Source organism: Flammeovirgaceae bacterium SG7u.111 (assembly GCA_034044135.1).
Taxonomy (GTDB): Bacteria; Bacteroidota; Bacteroidia; order Cytophagales; family Flammeovirgaceae.
Window position 1 is genome coordinate 87501 of sequence record CP139021.1, and the last position, 18140, is coordinate 105640.

Here is an 18140-nt window from a genome sequence, read left to right on the forward strand (position 1 = left end):
GGCTAAGGTCCCCAAGTATATGCTAAGTTGAACTAAGGGGGTCCAGTCACAGAGACAGCCAGGATGTTGGCTTGGAAGCAGCCATTCATTTAAAGAGTGCGTAACAGCTCACTGGTCGAGTGACAGGGCATCGATGATAATCGGGCATAAGCATATCACCGAAGCCACGGACTCGAAAGAGTGGTAGGGGAGCATTCCAAGGGCGTCGAAGCCGTCCCGCGAGGGCTGGTGGAGCGCTTGGAAAAGCAAATGTAGGCATAAGTAACGATAAGGCGGGTGCGAAACCCGCCCACCGATAGACTAAGGTTTCCCTGGCAATGCTAATCATCCAGGGGTCAGTCGGGACCTAAGGCGAACCCGAAGGGGGCAGTCGATGGACAACTGGTCAACATTCCAGTACCCGCCATGGGCTAAAAAGTGACGAAGGAGGTTAAGGTACGCGCACTGACGGAATAGTGCGTTGAAGCCCTCGGGCGAGAGTACCGCGAAGCTACGGCGGAGCGGATAGCGACCTGGACTCCTTCCGAGAAAAGCGAACCATGGCGGCCCGTACCGCAAACCGACACAGGTAGTCAAGGAGAGGATCCTGAGGTGCTCGGAAGATTCATGGCTAAGGAACTAGGCAAAATAACCCCGTAACTTCGGGAGAAGGGGTGCTTACCTCATTTATGAGGAAGCCGCAGTGAAAAGGCCCAGGCGACTGTTTAACAAAAACACATGGCTTTGCGAACTCGCAAGAGGAAGTATAAGGCCTGACACCTGCCCGGTGCTGGAAGGTTAAGGGGGGACGTTAGCCTCGGCGAAGCGTTGAACCGAAGCCCCAGTAAACGGCGGCCGTAACTATAACGGTCCTAAGGTAGCGAAATTCCTTGTCGGGTAAGTTCCGACCTGCACGAATGGTGCAACGATCTGGGCACTGTCTCGGCCATGACTCCGGTGAAATTGTAGTTCCGGTGAAGATGCCGGATACCCGCAACGGGACGGAAAGACCCCATGAACCTTTACTATAGCTTAACGTTGGTATTGGGCAAATAATGTGTAGGATAGGCGGGAGGCTTTGAAGCGGTGTCGCCAGGCATCGTGGAGCCAATGTTGAAATACCGCCCTTTGTTTGTCTGGTGCCTAACCCCTTGCCGGGGACAGCGTTTGGTGGGTAGTTTGACTGGGGTGGTCGCCTCCAAAAGAGTAACGGAGGCTTTCAAAGGTACCCTCAGCACGGTCGGTAATCGTGCGCGGAGTGCAATGGCACAAGGGTGCTTGACTGTGAGGCCTACAAGCCGAGCAGGCAGGAAACTGGGACATAGTGATCCGGTGGTTCCGCATGGAAGGGCCATCGCTCAAAGGATAAAAGGTACTCTGGGGATAACAGGCTGATCTCCCCCAAGAGCTCATATCGACGGGGAGGTTTGGCACCTCGATGTCGGCTCGTCACATCCTGGGGCTGGAGAAGGTCCCAAGGGTTGGGCTGTTCGCCCATTAAAGTGGCACGCGAGCTGGGTTCAGAACGTCGTGAGACAGTTCGGTCCCTATCTGTTGTGGGCGCTAGAAGCTTGAGAGATCCTGACCTTAGTACGAGAGGACCGGGTTGGACGAACCTCTGGTGTACCTGTTGTGGCGCCAGCCGCACCGCAGGGTAGCTATGTTCGGAAGGGATAAGCACTGAAAGCATCTAAGTGCGAAACCCGTCTCGAGATGAGGCTTCTTTTAAGGGCCGTGGTAGACGACCACGTCGATAGGCCGCAGGTGTAAAGCCAGAGATGGCAAAGCCGAGCGGTACTAATTGCCCGTCAGCTTCCTTCACGCCGGCAGACCGTTGGCCGAGGGATACCCTTTCTTATCTGAGACATGCCAGGACTAAAGACATATAAAGACAAAATGGCGACGACAGCGCGGGTGCCCACCTCTTCCCATTCCGAACAGAGAAGTTAAGACCCGATGCGCCGATGGTACTGCGGTAACACGTGGGAGAGTAGGAGATCGCCAGCCCACCATGCGGGGGCGCCCGAAGGGCGTCCCCCTTTTTTTTGCCCCTGCCAAACCGCCCCACAGGCAGGCAATGCCCCCCCCACACAAAAAAAAATCCAACGGAAAGGTGCGAGACGCCCTCATCGAAAGATGATCACTGGCCGATCATCCCGCTACTTCCATTTAGCATGATATGGGGTTCATATGTTATTGTTAAATCCATAGTTCTGTTTTCCTTCAAACTAAATCTGCTAGCCCTAACTTTCTATATACTGTATTATTACTGTTTCATGCATGGTATTTATTCCTATATTTGAGTATAGTGATTGTATAAATACATTGGCGTTAATATATATTGAAATATAATGAAGAAGAAAGCATTAATCACTGGGATAACAGGTCAAGATGGGGCTTATTTAGCAGAGCTTTTGTTAGAAAAAGGCTATGAAGTACATGGAGTAAAAAGGAGGAGCTCTCTCTTTAATACGGATAGAATAGATCATTTATATCAGGATCCTCACGAGAAAAATCTTAAATTAATTTTACATTACGGGGATCTTTCTGATTCGACTAATATTATTCGAATTGTGCAGGAAGTACAGCCAGATGAGATTTATAACTTGGGTGCAATGTCTCATGTGAAGGTGAGCTTTGATAGCCCTGAATATACAGCAAATGTTGATGGTATAGGAACACTCAGGATTTTAGAAGCAGTTAGGATTTTAGGCTTGACAGAAAAAACTAAAATTTATCAGGCGTCTACTTCGGAGCTTTATGGACTTGTCCAGGAAGTTCCACAATCAGAAACTACACCATTTTACCCTCGCTCCCCATATGCAGTAGCTAAACTTTATGGTTATTGGATTACAGTTAATTACCGTGAAGCCTATAATATGTTTGCTGTAAATGGGATTTTATTCAATCATGAATCTCCTTTGAGAGGTGAGACTTTTGTAACAAGAAAAATTACTAGGGGGGTTGCTAGGGTAGCGCTAGGTCTTCAAGATAAAATATTTTTAGGAAACTTAGATGCTAAAAGAGATTGGGGGCATGCAAAAGATTATGTAGAAGGAATGTGGAGGATTTTACAGCATGATACGCCAGAAGATTTTGTGATAGCTACAGGGATTACTACTACGGTGAGAGATTTTGTTAAACTTTCTTTTGCAGAGGTTGGTATTGAAGTAGCATTTGATGGAGAGGGGGTAGATGAAAAAGGGACGGTGGTTAAATGTAATAATCCTGATTATCAACTTGAGGAAGGGATAGAGGTTGTAGCTATTGACCCAAGATATTTCCGCCCTACTGAAGTTGAGCTTTTGATTGGTGATCCAGCTAAAATGAAGGAAAAACTTAATTGGGAGCCTAAATATGACTTGAAAGGGTTAGTTGAGGATATGATAAAGGCTGATTTAGAATTATTTAAAAAGGATCAATATCTACAAGAAGGCGGTCATAAAGTCTTTAATTATCACGAATAATAATGGAAAAGGATTTTAAAATTTATATAGCCGGCCATAGAGGGATGGTCGGCTCTGCTATTTACAGGAAATTAGAGAGTGAGGGGTATTCGAATATAATTCACAGAACCTCTAAAGAGCTTGATTTACGAGACCAAACCCAAGTATCTGATTTTTTTAAAATAGAGAAACCTGATGTTGTAGTTTTAGCTGCAGCTAAGGTGGGGGGGATTCATGCAAATAATGTGTATAGAGCGGAGTTTCTTTATGATAATTTGATGATTCAAAACAATGTGATTCATCAAAGTTATTTGAATAACGTCAAAAAATTATTGTTTTTAGGGTCATCTTGTATTTATCCTAAGTTTGCTCCTCAGCCTCTTAAAGAGGATTATTTGTTGACAGGTGAATTAGAGCCGACAAATGAACCGTATGCAATTGCGAAGATAGCTGGCATAAAGATGTGCGAAAACTATAGGAGTCAATATGGCTGTGACTTTATTTCTGCAATGCCTACTAATTTGTATGGACCAAATGATAATTATGATTTAAATAATTCCCATGTATTACCTGCTCTTATCAGGAAGTTTCATACAGCGAAGACTAATGGAGTTGCGTTTGTTCCTGTTTGGGGAAGCGGAACCCCTAAGAGAGAGTTTTTACATGTAGATGATTTAGCAGATGCATGCTATTATCTGTTGCAGAACTATAATGGTGAACAGTTGGTGAATGTAGGTACAGGAGAGGATATAAGTATAAAGGAATTAGCTTATCTAGTAAAAATGATTGTAGGCTTTGAAGGGGATATTAAGTTTGATAGCTCAAAGCCAGATGGAACGCCTAGAAAATTGATGGATGTATCTAAGCTAAATGGCTTGGGTTGGAAGTATTCTATCGGTCTAGAAGAAGGAATCCGTTCTGTATATAATTCTATCAATTGGGATTCAATTATAGAGCGTTAACTAGCTATTTAAGATATAGCACTTTGTAAACCAGGGTGCTATATCTTATTTTGCAATACAATTTCAGTCTTATAAGTTTTGTCAACTCTTTGGATATAAAGCCTGATTTTCCTGCCATCACGGCTTTGAAAAAGGCTGACAATATCATTAAGCGAATACCTAGTCGCTTTCACCCCATTTATCATCATTATTTGGTCTCCTTTCAATAACCCTGCTTGCTTTGCAGGTGAGTTGGCTCGTACTTTAGATATTTCATAAATAGGCATTCCTGGAATAGGAGTACTAACCTCTATGCCACTCATATTATATCTAAAAGCATTTTTATACTCAGTATTTGGTTTTAAAAGGATAGTTTTATCATTATAATGATAAACTACTCTAAACCTTTTAAGTATTTCCGAACCAAGGCTTCCATTTCTATCACTGAAATCTAATACTTTTTGAATACTTGTTTCATCAGGGTAGGAAACAATTGGATCTGTAAAATTGTAATTCCCTAGCCAGAGTTCTTTAACTCTGCCCACATAACCGAAAATTTCCCCGCTCAATCCAGCACCCAAAAATGAGCGAAAAGTATCATCAGGAATCGCTAGTTTATTGTGGGTAATTGGATAAAGAGAGAGGGCATGACTTGCCCCGGAGTCCACTAAGAGTTTGATATTAAGCTTAGTACTATCTTTTTGTAAAATATTTGCCGTTATGTAAGGCTTTTCTTTTTCCAAGGATATCGGTAATGCTTCCCACTTTACCTTCATTTTTCGATACTTCTTATTATATCTGACTGGGTCATGTAAATAAATCTTCTTTTTTACATAAGATATTTCAACAATAAAGTTTCTGAATACATCGTAGCCAATCAGACCATGAACATATGTGCCCATGCTTGCTGAAAGGTGAAAAACATCATCAAGTAAAAATAGCACCTCGTGGTTATAACCTATTGCATCATGGATAGAAAGCGTATTTCCTGTAGAATAAAGTGCTTGTATAGAGTTGCCTTCTCCTAAGCCATTTAAATCAAGTTTTCTTACATATTTGAGATTAATATCTTCTGAATTGGGCAGACTTGTTATTACAGTAGTGCTAACTCCAGTGTCTAATATAAACCGGAGGGTATCCGAACCATTAATACTGAGTGGGATCAATATCAAGTTATGTACTAATTCGAAAGGTATAGTTAATGTCTTTTTATGCTTGGGAAGCCTAAAGCTACCTAATTCTTGCTGAGCGATAGCAGGTACTATAAACACAAAGACAATTAACGTAATAAAGAAAGCTCTAATTCTAACGTATATATTTGCTCCCATCTTTCTGAATTTAAGTACAAATAGGTCTCTTGTTAAGGAGGCTATTTGAAGGTGAAGCGTGGAAGAAGATAAAGAACATCAGTTTAATTCACACGCATTTCTGTTTTGGAAAAGGCATAGTCGGTATCCATGTTGATTAATACAGAAGTTTGTCTTTTGTACTTAAGTGATGCTAATTGCGGGAATTGAATCTAGTATTAGAACCTCAAAGAGGTGATATAGTAAGTTAATATACAGCTTTTTTTGCCAAAATCAAAGATTATTAGCTTGTCGAATTACTTATTGTATTAGTGTGATAAGATACAAACCTATTCCTCTTTTTAGAACGGTTAATGAAAGGAGTTGGTTTAAAAAAGTAGGGAATAGGGTTTGTATTATCAATTTTTCAAACCAAAACCATCGTAGGTAGGTTTTAATGAAGCTCATCGTCAATAAACAAGGACGGTAGTGTAACTTCTCATCTGTCTTTCATAGTATAATTTTACTTGTAGAAAATAACGGTAAGAAACCTTCTCTAATAGTGAGTATTAAATTAGATAGGTTTTTTACCGTTAAGCTTTCTTTAAACCTCAAGTTTCAGTTCCTCTAAATACTTGTTTATAAGGGATATTTCTTCGGTACTTAAAGAAATTGTTGCCCCTTTTACATTATGTTTTACTTGTTCGGTATTTCTAGCGCCTACTAAAGCACAAGTAATCCCAGGTTGCTCAATTGTCCATTTTATTACAAGTTGAGTCAGTGATACGCCTTTATCATCAGCAATAGGTCTTATCTTATTCAGAAAATCGTTGGTTTTCTTTAAGTTTTCTGTTTTGAAAAAGGGTGTATTAGGTCTATGGTCCCCTTCGCCAAATTGATAGTCTGGAGTGATTTTCCCCGTTAATAAGCCTCGCTGAAGTGGGCTGTAGGCTAATATCGATTTTTTCTTCTCTAGGCAAAGTGGGACAACGTCCTCTTCAATACCTCTAAATACCATGCTGTAAGGGACTTGGTTCGATGTAATTTCAACAGTTTCCTCAGCCTCTTTCATTTGGTCGGTGCTATAGTTGCATACACCTCCAGCCCTTATTTTTCCTTGTTTCAATAAAATGTCTATAGCTTCCATCGACTCGGAAATGGGAGTAGTTTTGTCAGGCCAATGAATTTGGTACAAATCAATAAAGTCTGTTTTTAACCTTCTCAAACTCTCCTCGCATTCTTTTATTATACCCTCTTTTCCAGCATATTTATAAACTTGGAGCGTTTTTCCATCATTGCTTTTAGTATCAAAATAATAGTCGCCTTTTGTATCATCCCAGCGTAGCCCAAACTTGGTCAAAACCTGTACTTTATCTCTTCTTCCTTCCAGCGCTTCACCTACAAGCTCCTCACTAAGGCCAAACCCATATACAGGGGCTGTGTCTATAGTAGTAATTCCCATATCCAAGGAACAATGAATGGCATCTATAGCGGCTTTTGCATCGGTACCTCCCCACATCCATCCGCCTATTGCCCATGCCCCAAAGGCTATTGGGGTAATTTCTACATCTGTATTTCCCAGTTTTCTATATTCCATTTTAAAGCTGTTTTAGGTTGTGAAGAAATTTGATTTTTATTTTCTTATTTTTTTGAAAAAATTCTTTATCAATATTTCCGATTCATTTGCCAATATTCCTGATATTACCTCCGCTTTGGGGTGCAATAGTTTGCTAGAAATAAAACTGTATCCCATTTTGGGATCACTTGCTCCATAAACCACTCTTTTTATTTGTGCCCACAGAGTTGCCGTAGCACACATAGGGCAAGGTTCCATTGTCACATAAAGGGTGCAATCTTGCAAATGGCGGTTTTGAAGAAAATTAGCAGCAGATGTAATTGCTAACATTTCGGCATGGGCAGTGGGGTCGTTAAGCCGTTCGGTTTCATTATGAGCTTTTGCTATAATCTCTCCGTTTGATACAATCAGAGCTCCTATAGGCACTTCTCCAAGTTCAAAAGCTTGCTTTGCAAGTTCGAGGGCTTTCCTCATGAAATGTTCGTCGTCCTTTTTTATCATATTCTCTAATTTCCCAATAGAAAATGAATGTTAAAAAATCTTTTTTTCAAGGCATACCTAAAAAATTAATCATCATTCAGATGGCTTAGTATTTGAACCACGTTCTATTTAAATAAAACTAGTACAAAAAGGTTTAAACAAACTTACTATAGGCCTCAAAAGTATATTAATAAATTTTTTTTAAGAAATACTGATGTAGTAAGCCAAGGTAAAGTAATTGTTTATGAATGCAAGCTAACCATGAGCCAATCACATATCACTGACAAATATCTAGTATCCCAATACCTTAAGGGTGATGAAAAAGCTTTTGAGTTGTTGATAAATCGACATAAAAATAGATTATATACCACTATTTATCTTGTGGTAAAAGATCAACACACTGCTGAAGATATTTTACAAGAGGTGTTCATCAAGGCTATTAAAAAACTGAAGTCTGGTAAATATAATGAAGAAGGAAAATTCTTGCCTTGGATTTCAAGAGTGGCGCATAATATGGCAATTGACTATTTTAGAAAAATAAAAAGGCTGCCTGTCACGGTATCGGAGGAAGGATACAGCTTGTTTGACCAATTAGTTTTTACTGAAAACCGAGGGGCGGAAAATACGAATTCTAATTATACTGCAAATATAAGAGAGCTTGTTCAGCAGCTTCCCGAACCACAAAAAGAGGTTTTGATAATGAGGCATTATCTGGAAATGAGTTTTCAGGATATTGCCCAAATGACAGGTGTAAGTATCAATACGGCTTTGGGCAGAATGCGATACGCCCTTATCAACCTAAAGAAACAAATCTTGCTTAACGAAGATAAAAATGAGCACAAGAGCCAACGACTTGATCGTTAAATACCTTTACGATGAACTTTCCGATAAAGAAAAAAAAGAGTTTGAAGCACAACTTAAGGTCGATCCTGAGCTTAGGGAAAGTGTACATTTATTAAGCTCAATAGTAGGCCAAGTAGATGAAATTGGTGAACATTTGAAGCCAGACGACTCTACCATTGATAAAATACTTGATTTTTCTAAGAATTATAAACCTAAAAAGCCGCCTAAAAAAAGAGACTCCTAATGTGCCCTGTCTTTCACTGTAAGTGAATATCACGGTATATTCCTAATATTCGGGTTAAAAAAGCAGAGCCTAGTTAGAGCTAACCAAGTTCCTATATTGCTAGGCTACAATTTATTCTGCTTTGCCTCTTCCTCCTAATTGTAAAAGTGTTTTTACCTCTGGCTAACTGGGAAATTTCACTAAACTCCACCACATTGTTTAGGATAAATTTCCATTTTCAAAAAAGGTTTAGCTAATTTGGCAATGGCCTTAAATGAAAAGGTCAAACCTTCCTTATGATTAAACAGCACAAACTTACTATGACAGCATGTACCTGGGCTCGTATTCCGAAAAAGTATTCTTTTCAGAGAAGAGTTAGCCCTCGATATACATAAAATGCTAAGTTTCATCATTCCAAGAAAACTTCATTGGTTAATAGGATTTTGTATAAATTAGCTTGGTAACACACAAAGAAAATCTACCTTGATATGTCGATAACTGAACGTTATAAACCCATTGAAAACTATGGATTAATAGGTGACCTGCTCACTACCGCATTGGTAGGAATGGACGGGTCTATTGACTTTATGTCCTTTCCAGAGTTTGATTCGCCTACTATCTTTGCTAGCCTGCTAGATCATGATAACGGTGGTTTTTTTAAGATTGCCCCAAGGCTTTATGAGCCCAAGCAGAAGCAAATGTATTTGCCTAATACGAATGTTCTCATAAGTCGTTTTTTGTCAAAGGAAGGGGTTGCTGAAATCTCAGATTTTATGCCAGTGGAAGCAGCAGGAGAGGAGCATCATGATTTGGTGAGAAGGGCTAAAACGGTTCGTGGAGAGGTGCATTATGAAATGATATGTGCTCCCAGGTTCAATTATGGCTTATCTAAGCATACTGCCAAATTAGTAGATGGAGGAGTTTTGTTCGAGTCACAAGGAGAAGATGACTTGAAAATATTTTTAAGGTGTTCTATCCCTGTAAAAATAGTAAATGGCGATGCTGTAGTTCGGTTTACGCTTAAAGCTGGTGAAACAGAATTTTTTATCTTAGAAAAGTATGAAGAAGGTAAAGAGAGCCCTTCTGCTCATCCAGATTATGTTTCTGAATCATTTAAAGATACAGTAAACTTTTGGAGGCGCTGGATTAGAAAATCGTATTATAGAGGACGCTGGAGAGAGATGATCAATCGCTCAGCTTTGACATTGAAACTTCTGACTTCACAAAAATACGGATCCGTAGTCGCTGCCCCTACATTTGGCTTGCCTGAGGAAGTTGGAGGAGTAAGAAACTGGGATTATAGATACACTTGGGTGCGAGATGCCTCCTTTTCCCTGTATGCTCTTATCCGATTAGGGTATACCGAAGAGGCAGCTGCATTTATGAGTTGGGTAGAAGATAGGTGTAAAGATCTTAACCCAGACGGTTCGTTACAAATTATGTATAGTATACGGGGCGAGAAGTATTTGGAAGAAAAAGAGCTTGATCATTTTGAAGGATATATGGGTTCCAAGCCTGTCAGAATAGGTAATGGTGCTCACGATCAGCTTCAGCTTGACATTTATGGCGAGTTGATGGACTCTGTTTATCTCTATAATAAATATGGGCAGCCAATTTCATACGACCTCTGGAAGAACTTGGTAAAACTTGTGAACTGGGTGACAGAAAACTGGCATTTGAAGGATGAGGGAATTTGGGAAGTACGTGGAGGAAGACAAGAATTTTTGTATTCTAGGTTGATGTGCTGGGTGGCTATGGATAGAGGTATCAGATTGGCTATGAGGCGCTCTTTTCCTGCTCCATTAGATAGATGGATAAAGGCTAGAGATGAAATTTATGTAGATATTTTTGAGAACTTCTGGAGTGAGAAAAAGCAGGCATTTGTACAGTATAAAGGTTCGGAAACTTTAGATGCTGCTAATTTGCTCATGCCTTTAGTAAAATTCATTGGGCCTACAGATCCTAAATGGCTATCAACCTTAAAAGCGATTGGGGATGAATTGACAGATGATTCTCTTGTATATCGTTATAAAATTGATGAAGCGGCAAGTGATGGACTTGACGGAGATGAAGGAACCTTTAGTATGTGTTCCTTCTGGTATGTAGAATGCCTATCAAGGGCAGGGGAATTGGAGCAAGCTAGGCTGCTATTTGAGAAGATGCTTAGTTATGCCAACCACGTAGGGCTATTTGCCGAAGAGCTAGGGCCAAGTGGTGAGCATTTGGGTAATTTTCCCCAAGCATTTACACACTTGGGGCTTATCAGTGCAGCATATAATCTCAATCATAACTTGTCAAAGGCTAGAAATCCATACTCTTCTCATGAAGAGCAGATTTAATATTTAACATGAGTCGAGGGCATAAAAAAAGAGCTAGTGGAAACTAGCTCTTTTTTTATATGATCAAGGCTTGTTGCCTTTTAATTATCCATTCATTGAAGTAAGAAACTCCTCGTTGCTTCGTGTACCTCTCATATTGTTGAGTAGGTATTCCATTGCTTCTACAGGGTTCATATCCGACATAAACTTGCGAAGTATCCAAACCCTTGAAAGTGAATCTTTATCAAGAAGCAAGTCTTCCCTTCTGGTACCAGATGCAATAACATCGATAGCAGGGTAAACTCTCTTGTTCGATAGTCTTCTGTCCAATTGCAATTCCATGTTACCAGTACCTTTGAATTCTTCAAAGATAACTTCGTCCATTTTAGAACCAGTCTCTATCAATGCAGTAGCGATGATGGTAAGTGACCCGCCATGTTCTACATTACGAGCAGCACCAAAGAAACGCTTAGGTTTATGAAGAGCATTGGCATCCACACCACCAGTAAGTATTTTGCCTGATGAAGGAGCTGTTGTATTATGCGCCCTTGCGAGTCTAGTGATCGAGTCAAGCAAAATGATTACATCATGCCCACATTCTACCATTCTCTTGGCTTTTTCAAGCACGATATTAGAAACCTTCACGTGCCTGTCAGCTTGCTCATCAAAGGTAGAGGCTACTACTTCAGCCTGTACGCTTCTTGCCATATCCGTAACCTCTTCAGGGCGTTCGTCTATAAGCAGAACAATTAGGTAACACTCAGGGTGGTTTTTCGCAATAGCGTTGGCTATTTCTTTCAAAAGGACTGTTTTACCAGTTTTTGGCTGTGCCACAATCATACCCCTTTGCCCTTTTCCTATCGGAGAGAACAAATCTACCACCCGGGTAGAAAGGCTGCTAGAGCGATCACTCAGGTTCAATTTTTCTTGAGGGAATAATGGAGTAAGGTATTCAAAGGGAACCCTATCCCTTATTTCTTCGGTAGTTTTACCATTTACACTTTCTACTCTTAGCAGAGCAAAGTACTTTTCTCCATCTTTTGGAGGCCTGATCTGCCCTTTAACAGTATCACCTGTTTTTAAGCCGAAGAGCTTGATTTGAGAAGGAGAAACATAAATATCATCAGGGCTAGCCAAGTAATTGTAATCAGGAGACCTTAAAAAACCGTAGCCATCTTGCATGATTTCAAGTACACCCTCATTTTCAATCGCTCCGTCAAACTCCCTTATATTGAAACCAGGTTTTTTCTTGTCTCTGTTAGGAGTATTTCTTTCCCTGTTATCAGAACCTTGATCGTCCTTTTCTCTGACAGCTCTTTTTCTTTCTACTACTTCCTTTTTCTCTTCTACAGCAACCTCTTGGGTAGGTTGTTCTTTAGGCTTCTCTTCTTGTACAGGAGTTGGGGTTGGTGCTGTTACTTCTTCACTCTGTACATTTTCTCTTTTTACTCTCCTCCTTTTACTTGCAGGAGAATCAGCCCGGTCAGCTCTTCGGTTGAGGGTTTTAGGCTCTTTGTTAGCAATAGGCTCTTTAGGTTCTGTTTTCTTCTCCTTCTTTGCTTTTGCTTCTAAATCAGCGTCAGGCAAAACTGCCTGCTGATCCAATATTTTATAAATAAGTTCTTTTTTTGGAAGTTTCTTGAAGTTCTTAAGACCTAGGTCTTCCGCTATTTCCTTCAGCTCTGATAAGAGCCTAACCTCCAGTTCTTCAATAGTGTACATAGTGTGTGTGAAAAATTATTAAAGGTGCCATTTGAGATGGTCTCTCCTAGAATAATCGTGAATAAATTTATTTGATTAAAATCCTTTGAGAGGAAAAAAATAATGTGGTGATTTTATATGATTTGAATGTGCAATTATAAAGACTTATACCGAAATACCAAAAACAATAAGGTTAAATTCAAGACTAACAAAAATAAATATGGTTTTGTAAAGACTTAATTAGCTTATAATTAGAAGCTAATAGAGATGTTATTGGTGGTGTGGTACAAAACATAAACTCTTGTTTCCAAGGAATGTTTTGCATCACAAATATATTATTTTTTTTGGATTGAGGCTTGTGTTTTTCTCTAAAACCTATCAAAAAGAGCTTTTCTCTTAAAATAAAAGGAGTTTTTTGTTAAAAAACATGTTAGGGTTCTTAGTAGTTGGACTAAAGGAATTACCAAGTTACCTTTGCCGCTTAGGTAAAGTTCTGTAGAAGTTAAGTAGCAACTGTTTATTGTTTTTATCTTGTTATTTAGCAAACAGGTGTTCTTTAGTTTAGATGATAAATACGATAAATTGCAATGGGAAAAGCTTTGAGAAGAAATAGTTTTTTGTGGATCGTCTTTGTGTTTTCTGCAATGTTTTTTAGTTGCGGTGGACCAAAAACACCAAAGGCTGGAGAGTTTGCCCCTGACTTTAAGTTAAAAGGGATTAATGGGAATGACTACACTCTTTCAGATTATAAGGGGAAGCTTGTTTTGCTGTATTTTTGGGTAGACAATTGTGATATCTGCAAAAAAGAGTTTCCTGTAGTGCAAGAAAATTATGAAGAGCTAAAGGGTGAAGGGTTTGAGATATTGGGCATATATATAGGTGATAAAACCGAACCTTCCAAAGAGTTTAAAGAGGCATACGGAGTGACATTTCCCATGCTGGTAGATGAGACTTACAAGGTAATAGACGAGTATAATATCACGGCTTCTCCTACCAATTACTTGGTAAATCCAGATGGGAAAATTGTACGGAGAATTGTCGGGTATCTTGATAAGCAACAAATAAGTTCATTGCTTTATAACATCAAAATGAATAAATAAAAGAATGAAACATCTCTATTTTTTTCTGTTAATCGCTTTGTTTTTTACTTCTCAAAGCTGCCAAAAGGAAAAGCAAGAGGAAGTCCAAGTTCAAGAATATGCTGAAGAGCATAAAGGTCATTCCCATGCTAATGAAGGAGGTTGTGCCCATTGTGGAATGGATTATACAATGCATCCAAAATGGAAGGCTTCGTTTGAGTCACCTGAAAAAGGGACGCTTATGTTTTGTAGCAATAGATGTATGTTGTTGACTTCTATAAAAGAGAAGGATCAGCTCGGGGAAATAAGCGGAATTCAGGTGCAAGATTATTATGACCTGAAAACTATCGATGGACAATCTGCTTTTTATGTGACAGGTAGCGATGTATTAGGACCTATGGGACATGATTTTGTGCCATTTTCTTCCAAAGAAGCAGCTGAAGAATTTATGAAAGACCATTCGGGAAAAAATATCTATTCTTTTGAGGAGGTAACTATGGAAGTGATCACTTCTGTGATAAATCAGTAAGGTTGCTATGAGATATGTATCGAGGTTTTTTGGCTTCTTACTTTTATTGGTTTTGTTTACTATAGCTACTTGGGGCTATGCTTTTTTTGGTAAAAAGCGTGCTGGAATAGAGGAAAAACAGCAAGTGGCAAGGAGCTTTTTGCTAACCGATTTTTGCCTTACTACCGAATCTCGGCATACGAGAAATATAGCCTTGCCTGAGCTGATAGCACCTTTTCAGGATCTTCCAGGTTATCACGATCATTTTCCTTCATCCTCTTTTTATCAACCCGATTTTTATTTGAGAAAATATAAATGAGAAGGCAATTAAATATTTTGGAATATGCCCTCTCGTCTTTGGCAAGAAGGTGGAAAAAGCAATTGTCATTAGTTGGGATTTACGGCTTGGTTGTAGGGTTCTTTGCATCGGTAATCTTTTTCACTTCAGCGCTTCGCTCAGAAACCACTCAGGTATTAGAAGATGTCCCCGAACTTTGGGTGCAAAAGCTTGCGGGGGGCAGGTTACGACCTATGGATACAAGCTTTATTGATTCTCTAGGGAAACTACGTGGGGTAGCATCGATAGCTCCACGTATTTGGGGCTATATGTATGATTCACCAACTGGAGCGGTATTTACCATCACGGGTTCGGATTCTTTGCCCAAGGGGCTGTCATTGGTGCAAACCCAACTAGAAGGAGCTCTTAAGCCAGATGAAGTGCTTTGTGGTACGGGAATATTGGAGCAAAGAGGTTTGTTTTTGGGGGATTGGCTAACCATGGCAAATTCAGAAGGTGAGCTCAAAACTTTCCGAATAGCAGGCACTTTCGATGCAAAATCTGATCTGCTTACTAAAGACCTATTGGTGCTTTCACCATCTTCGGCAAGGGATATGATAGGCTTGGATGAAGGGGAGATGACCGATTTGGCTATAGAAATAATCAACCCTGATGAGGTGGAGAATATCGCTAAAAAAATAGACATGGCTTTTGGAGGAATTCGAGTAGTAAGTAAGATGCAATTGCAAAGTACCTATGAAGCCCTTTTTAGTTGGCGAGGAGGTATATTTATCTATGGGGCAATCATTTCCATCTTAGCATTCCTAACCTTGGCTTGGGATAAGGCTTCAGGTTTAAATAGTGAAGAAAAAAAGGAATTGGGGATTTTGAAGGGAGTTGGTTGGGAAATCAGTGATGTATTGTGGATGAAGTTTTGGGAAGGCGCTGCTGTTTCGGTAACCGCTACATTATTAGGGATTATGATGGCGCTAGGGCATGTTTTTATTTTTGATGCCCCATTGTTGAAGCCATTTTTAATTGGCTGGTCAGTAGTTTATCCATCTTATAATCTTACTCCCAGTATCTCATTGGGGGACTTGCTTTCTATTGTGTCCATTTCTGTAATCCCATACCTTAGTGCTACGCTTATTCCCGCTTGGAAAGGGGCTATAACCGACCCCGCACAAGTGATGCAAGAAGGGTGATTTTTCATTTTTAAAACTGTAGATGTTGGAAAAAAATACGCCGATCCAATTTTCACATTCCAATGGATTTCCCGCAAGTTCTTATCAGCATTTCTTTAAGCTTCTAGCTCCATATCCAGTTACAGCAGTAGAACGCTTTGGTATGGGAAAGTATCAAATAAAGAATGATTGGAAGCCTTTGGTCGCAGAGCTAATAGATGATATCGAATCAAAGCACTCCAAGCCAGTAATAGGTGTCGGCCATTCTTTGGGCGGGGTGCTAACGGCTTGGGCTGCAATAGAGCGTCCAGATTTATTCGCTAAAATCATCTTTATTGATCCCCCCCTTTTTCGTCCTTTCAAGAGGTTTGTGATGAGATCGGCTAGTTTGATGGGAATTACCGATAAGGTTGTTCCTCCGGCAAGAAGCACTAAAAAAAGAAGGTCGGTTTTTGAATCAAAAGAACAGGCATATGAGCTGTGGAAGCACAAAAAGCTGTTTAAAAATTTTGATGACCAATGTTTTCAAGATTATGTGGAATACGGTCTTTCTCCATCTGCTAAAGGTGTAGAACTTATTATTCCGCCAAATTTAGAGTATAAAATATTCACCCTAACTCCTGCTATAATAGGAAGTGCTGATTTTAGTATGCCATCCTATTTTCTTTACTCTGGTAAATTAAAAACTGTAGAGGCTAAAGACTTAGCTTGGCTAAAGAAAAAGTTTAAGAAAACTCAATTTATGCCATATGACGGAGGGCATATGTATCCTATGGAAGAACCGGAAAAAGCTGCTGGATTAATAAAAGGTCTGATTAATTCACCTGATGCTTTAGGATGATTTTTTTCTTTCTTTTTTTCTTCTTCTTCTTTTTTTTACCCACATTGTATAAAAGCACCAAGCCAGCAGTAAAAAATGGTAACAGAGGGATTTTAAACCTAGCCAAAGCACCAAAATTATAGCTGACAAAGCCAACTGCAAAGCCAAAAATGACTGTAAACCAGAGGCATAGTTGGATTTCAGGATTGTTGACCATAAGATAAAAAACTCGGATTATCCCTCTTCGAAATAATATGACCAAAGTGAGCATGAGGTAAAAGCCACTCTCAAGTGCGCCTATGAGCATTACAGGGTTTCGTGCTTCCCATAAATACGGTCTATAAAGTGTTACATTTACACTGGCAGGTACTTTTTTGAGCATTCCGCCTATGGAATAATCTATTTCGCCCAATGAGTAACTAGATCCCCCAGCTCTACTTCCATGGTCACCATGAAAACCGCTTATTTCATCCTCTATAGCTTCCATTGAACTATATTTCTCTGTTTGTGCTGCCAAAGAAGTTACCATTAAAGCCCCAGCTCCAGCTATTAATATGATGAGAACTGGTGCGCTCATGTACCTAAGTACGGGATTTTTGATTCCTCCTTTAAATTTTAAGTAGTACCAAAGCATGAGTGGGGGTAAAAATGCATAAAGAATGTAGGCTTTAAGCTGTAGGATTACCCAAGCAGTTGATAACATAATTATAATTAGCCTCACTCGTCCTTTGTTGGTGCTTACTAGGTGGAGAGCCGCATAGGTAAACCAGCCAAGTGCACCCAAGGTTATGGAATCTTTAAGTAAACCAGAGCCCCAAAAAATAGCAGAAGGGATATAGAAAATAGCATAGGCAAGAGGTTTATAGAGTTCTGGATAGAACCTTATGAAGGTTTGGTAGATTTTCCATGTTCCGCTAAAGGCAAAAAAACTGAAAATAAAGGTGATGCCAATATAGGACTGAAAGCAAAATGCGCCTGCTATGGCAGCGATTCTTACCAGAGTCCACTCTTCATGGGCTTTGAAATACGTAATTCTTGTCGTGTAGAGCAAAGTATCTCCCGTATATTCTCGAGCATCGAGAGTCATTATTTTTAAGCCTGTAAAGAAGTTGTCAGAAAAGGCTCTTCCTATGATTTCGGCTCCTTTGTGGTAATAGAAAGTATCTCCACCTCCGTAGTAAAATTGGTAAATAAAGGCAAATGCAACTGCTCCAAAAAGCTTAACTGTGAAAGCAGGAATAAAATACTTTCTTGTAAAGCGGTTTGTGGTCTTTTTTCTCATCTTATAAGCCACCAAATAAATGGCTATAAGGAAAATAGGAGACAAGATAAGATCAAAAATAGTCATAGGCTGTTGGCGAAATTACAGAATTATCTTTAAGAAAAGTGCCTATGTGATTTGTAAGAACAAGAAAAGATTGATTGGGAGGGACAGTACGAATGACTTGAGTATCATTCGTAGGCTTTAGAGTACGTTTT

General features: G+C 39.7%; 15 protein-coding genes and 2 rRNA genes (1 of these 17 only partly in view). 12 read left to right on the forward strand and 5 right to left on the reverse strand.

Translation table 11 applies throughout. The features are described 5' to 3' along the window. The 4 genes from R9C00_00415 to R9C00_00430 form a co-directional block, all read left to right on the forward strand. Positions 1-1800, forward strand: a 23S ribosomal RNA gene (locus R9C00_00415) (it extends 1021 nt beyond the left edge of the window). A gap of 74 nt (positions 1801-1874) precedes the next feature. Continuing rightward, positions 1875-1986 (forward strand): 5S ribosomal RNA (gene rrf, locus R9C00_00420). 344 nt (positions 1987-2330) lie between these two features. Beyond that, a complete protein-coding gene (gene gmd / locus R9C00_00425; GenBank protein ID WPO35914.1) occupies positions 2331-3446 on the forward strand; it encodes a GDP-mannose 4,6-dehydratase in 1116 nt (371 codons plus the stop codon). A gap of 2 nt (positions 3447-3448) precedes the next feature. After that, a complete protein-coding gene (locus R9C00_00430) occupies positions 3449-4387 on the forward strand; it encodes a GDP-L-fucose synthase (protein ID WPO35915.1) in 939 nt (312 codons plus the stop codon). A 38-nt stretch (positions 4388-4425) separates the two neighbouring features. On the opposite strand, the gene R9C00_00435 is transcribed toward R9C00_00430, so the two are convergent. From R9C00_00435 to R9C00_00445, 3 genes are all read right to left on the reverse strand, one after another. Then, on the reverse strand, positions 4426-5694 hold the full coding sequence (locus tag R9C00_00435; protein ID WPO35916.1) for an aspartyl protease family protein: 1269 nt from the start codon (positions 5692-5694) through the stop codon (positions 4426-4428). Between the two features lie 562 nt (positions 5695-6256). Then, on the reverse strand, positions 6257-7249 hold the full coding sequence (locus R9C00_00440; GenBank protein WPO35917.1) for an aldo/keto reductase: 993 nt from the start codon (positions 7247-7249) through the stop codon (positions 6257-6259). Positions 7250-7285: 36 nt separating this feature from the next. Continuing rightward, the gene (locus tag R9C00_00445) at positions 7286-7729 is read right to left on the reverse strand and encodes a nucleoside deaminase (GenBank protein ID WPO35918.1); all 444 of its coding nucleotides are present in this window, start codon (positions 7727-7729) and stop codon (positions 7286-7288) included. Between the two features lie 240 nt (positions 7730-7969). Here R9C00_00445 and R9C00_00450 point away from each other — a divergent pair, with 240 nt between their 5' ends. From R9C00_00450 to R9C00_00460, 3 genes are all read left to right on the forward strand, one after another. Beyond that, entirely contained in the window at positions 7970-8572 is a 603-nt protein-coding gene (locus R9C00_00450) for an RNA polymerase sigma factor (protein WPO35919.1), read from the forward strand. Next, positions 8541-8795, forward strand: coding sequence for a hypothetical protein (locus R9C00_00455; GenBank protein ID WPO35920.1), 255 nt, complete (start codon positions 8541-8543; stop codon positions 8793-8795). Before R9C00_00450 ends, R9C00_00455 begins: the two co-directional genes overlap by 32 nt. 467 nt (positions 8796-9262) lie before the next feature. Continuing rightward, positions 9263-11113: a glycoside hydrolase family 15 protein gene (locus R9C00_00460; protein WPO35921.1), complete on the forward strand. Its 1851-nt coding sequence runs from the start codon at positions 9263-9265 to the stop codon at positions 11111-11113. A gap of 84 nt (positions 11114-11197) precedes the next feature. Here the strand turns inward: R9C00_00460 and rho are convergent, their stop codons facing one another. After that, positions 11198-12814 carry a transcription termination factor Rho gene (gene rho / locus R9C00_00465; protein ID WPO35922.1) on the reverse strand — a complete coding sequence of 539 codons (1617 nt, stop codon included), beginning with the start codon at positions 12812-12814 and terminating at the stop codon, positions 11198-11200. 566 nt (positions 12815-13380) lie between these two features. Here rho and R9C00_00470 point away from each other — a divergent pair. Genes R9C00_00470 through R9C00_00490 form a run of 5 tightly spaced genes read left to right on the forward strand, consistent with a single transcriptional unit; the run spans position 13381 to position 16682 of the window. After that, positions 13381-13893 (forward strand): redoxin domain-containing protein, encoded by a 513-nt coding sequence (locus R9C00_00470; protein ID WPO35923.1) that lies wholly within the window; start codon positions 13381-13383, stop codon positions 13891-13893. A 4-nt stretch (positions 13894-13897) separates the two neighbouring features. Continuing rightward, on the forward strand, positions 13898-14401 hold the full coding sequence (locus R9C00_00475) for a nitrous oxide reductase accessory protein NosL (GenBank protein WPO35924.1): 504 nt from the start codon (positions 13898-13900) through the stop codon (positions 14399-14401). Positions 14402-14408: 7 nt separating this feature from the next. Continuing rightward, entirely contained in the window at positions 14409-14699 is a 291-nt protein-coding gene (locus R9C00_00480; GenBank protein ID WPO35925.1) for a hypothetical protein, read from the forward strand. Beyond that, complete coding sequence (locus R9C00_00485; protein WPO35926.1) at positions 14696-15862, forward strand: ABC transporter permease; 1167 nt, start codon at positions 14696-14698, stop codon at positions 15860-15862. Before R9C00_00480 ends, R9C00_00485 begins: the two co-directional genes overlap by 4 nt. Before the next feature lie 22 nt (positions 15863-15884). After that, positions 15885-16682, forward strand: a complete 798-nt coding sequence (locus tag R9C00_00490; GenBank protein WPO35927.1) for an alpha/beta hydrolase — start codon at positions 15885-15887, stop codon at positions 16680-16682. Here the strand turns inward: R9C00_00490 and R9C00_00495 are convergent. After that, positions 16657-18009: a hypothetical protein gene (locus R9C00_00495; GenBank protein ID WPO35928.1), complete on the reverse strand. Its 1353-nt coding sequence runs from the start codon at positions 18007-18009 to the stop codon at positions 16657-16659. The genes R9C00_00490 and R9C00_00495 overlap by 26 nt on opposite strands. Positions 18010-18140: the final 131 nt, after the last annotated feature.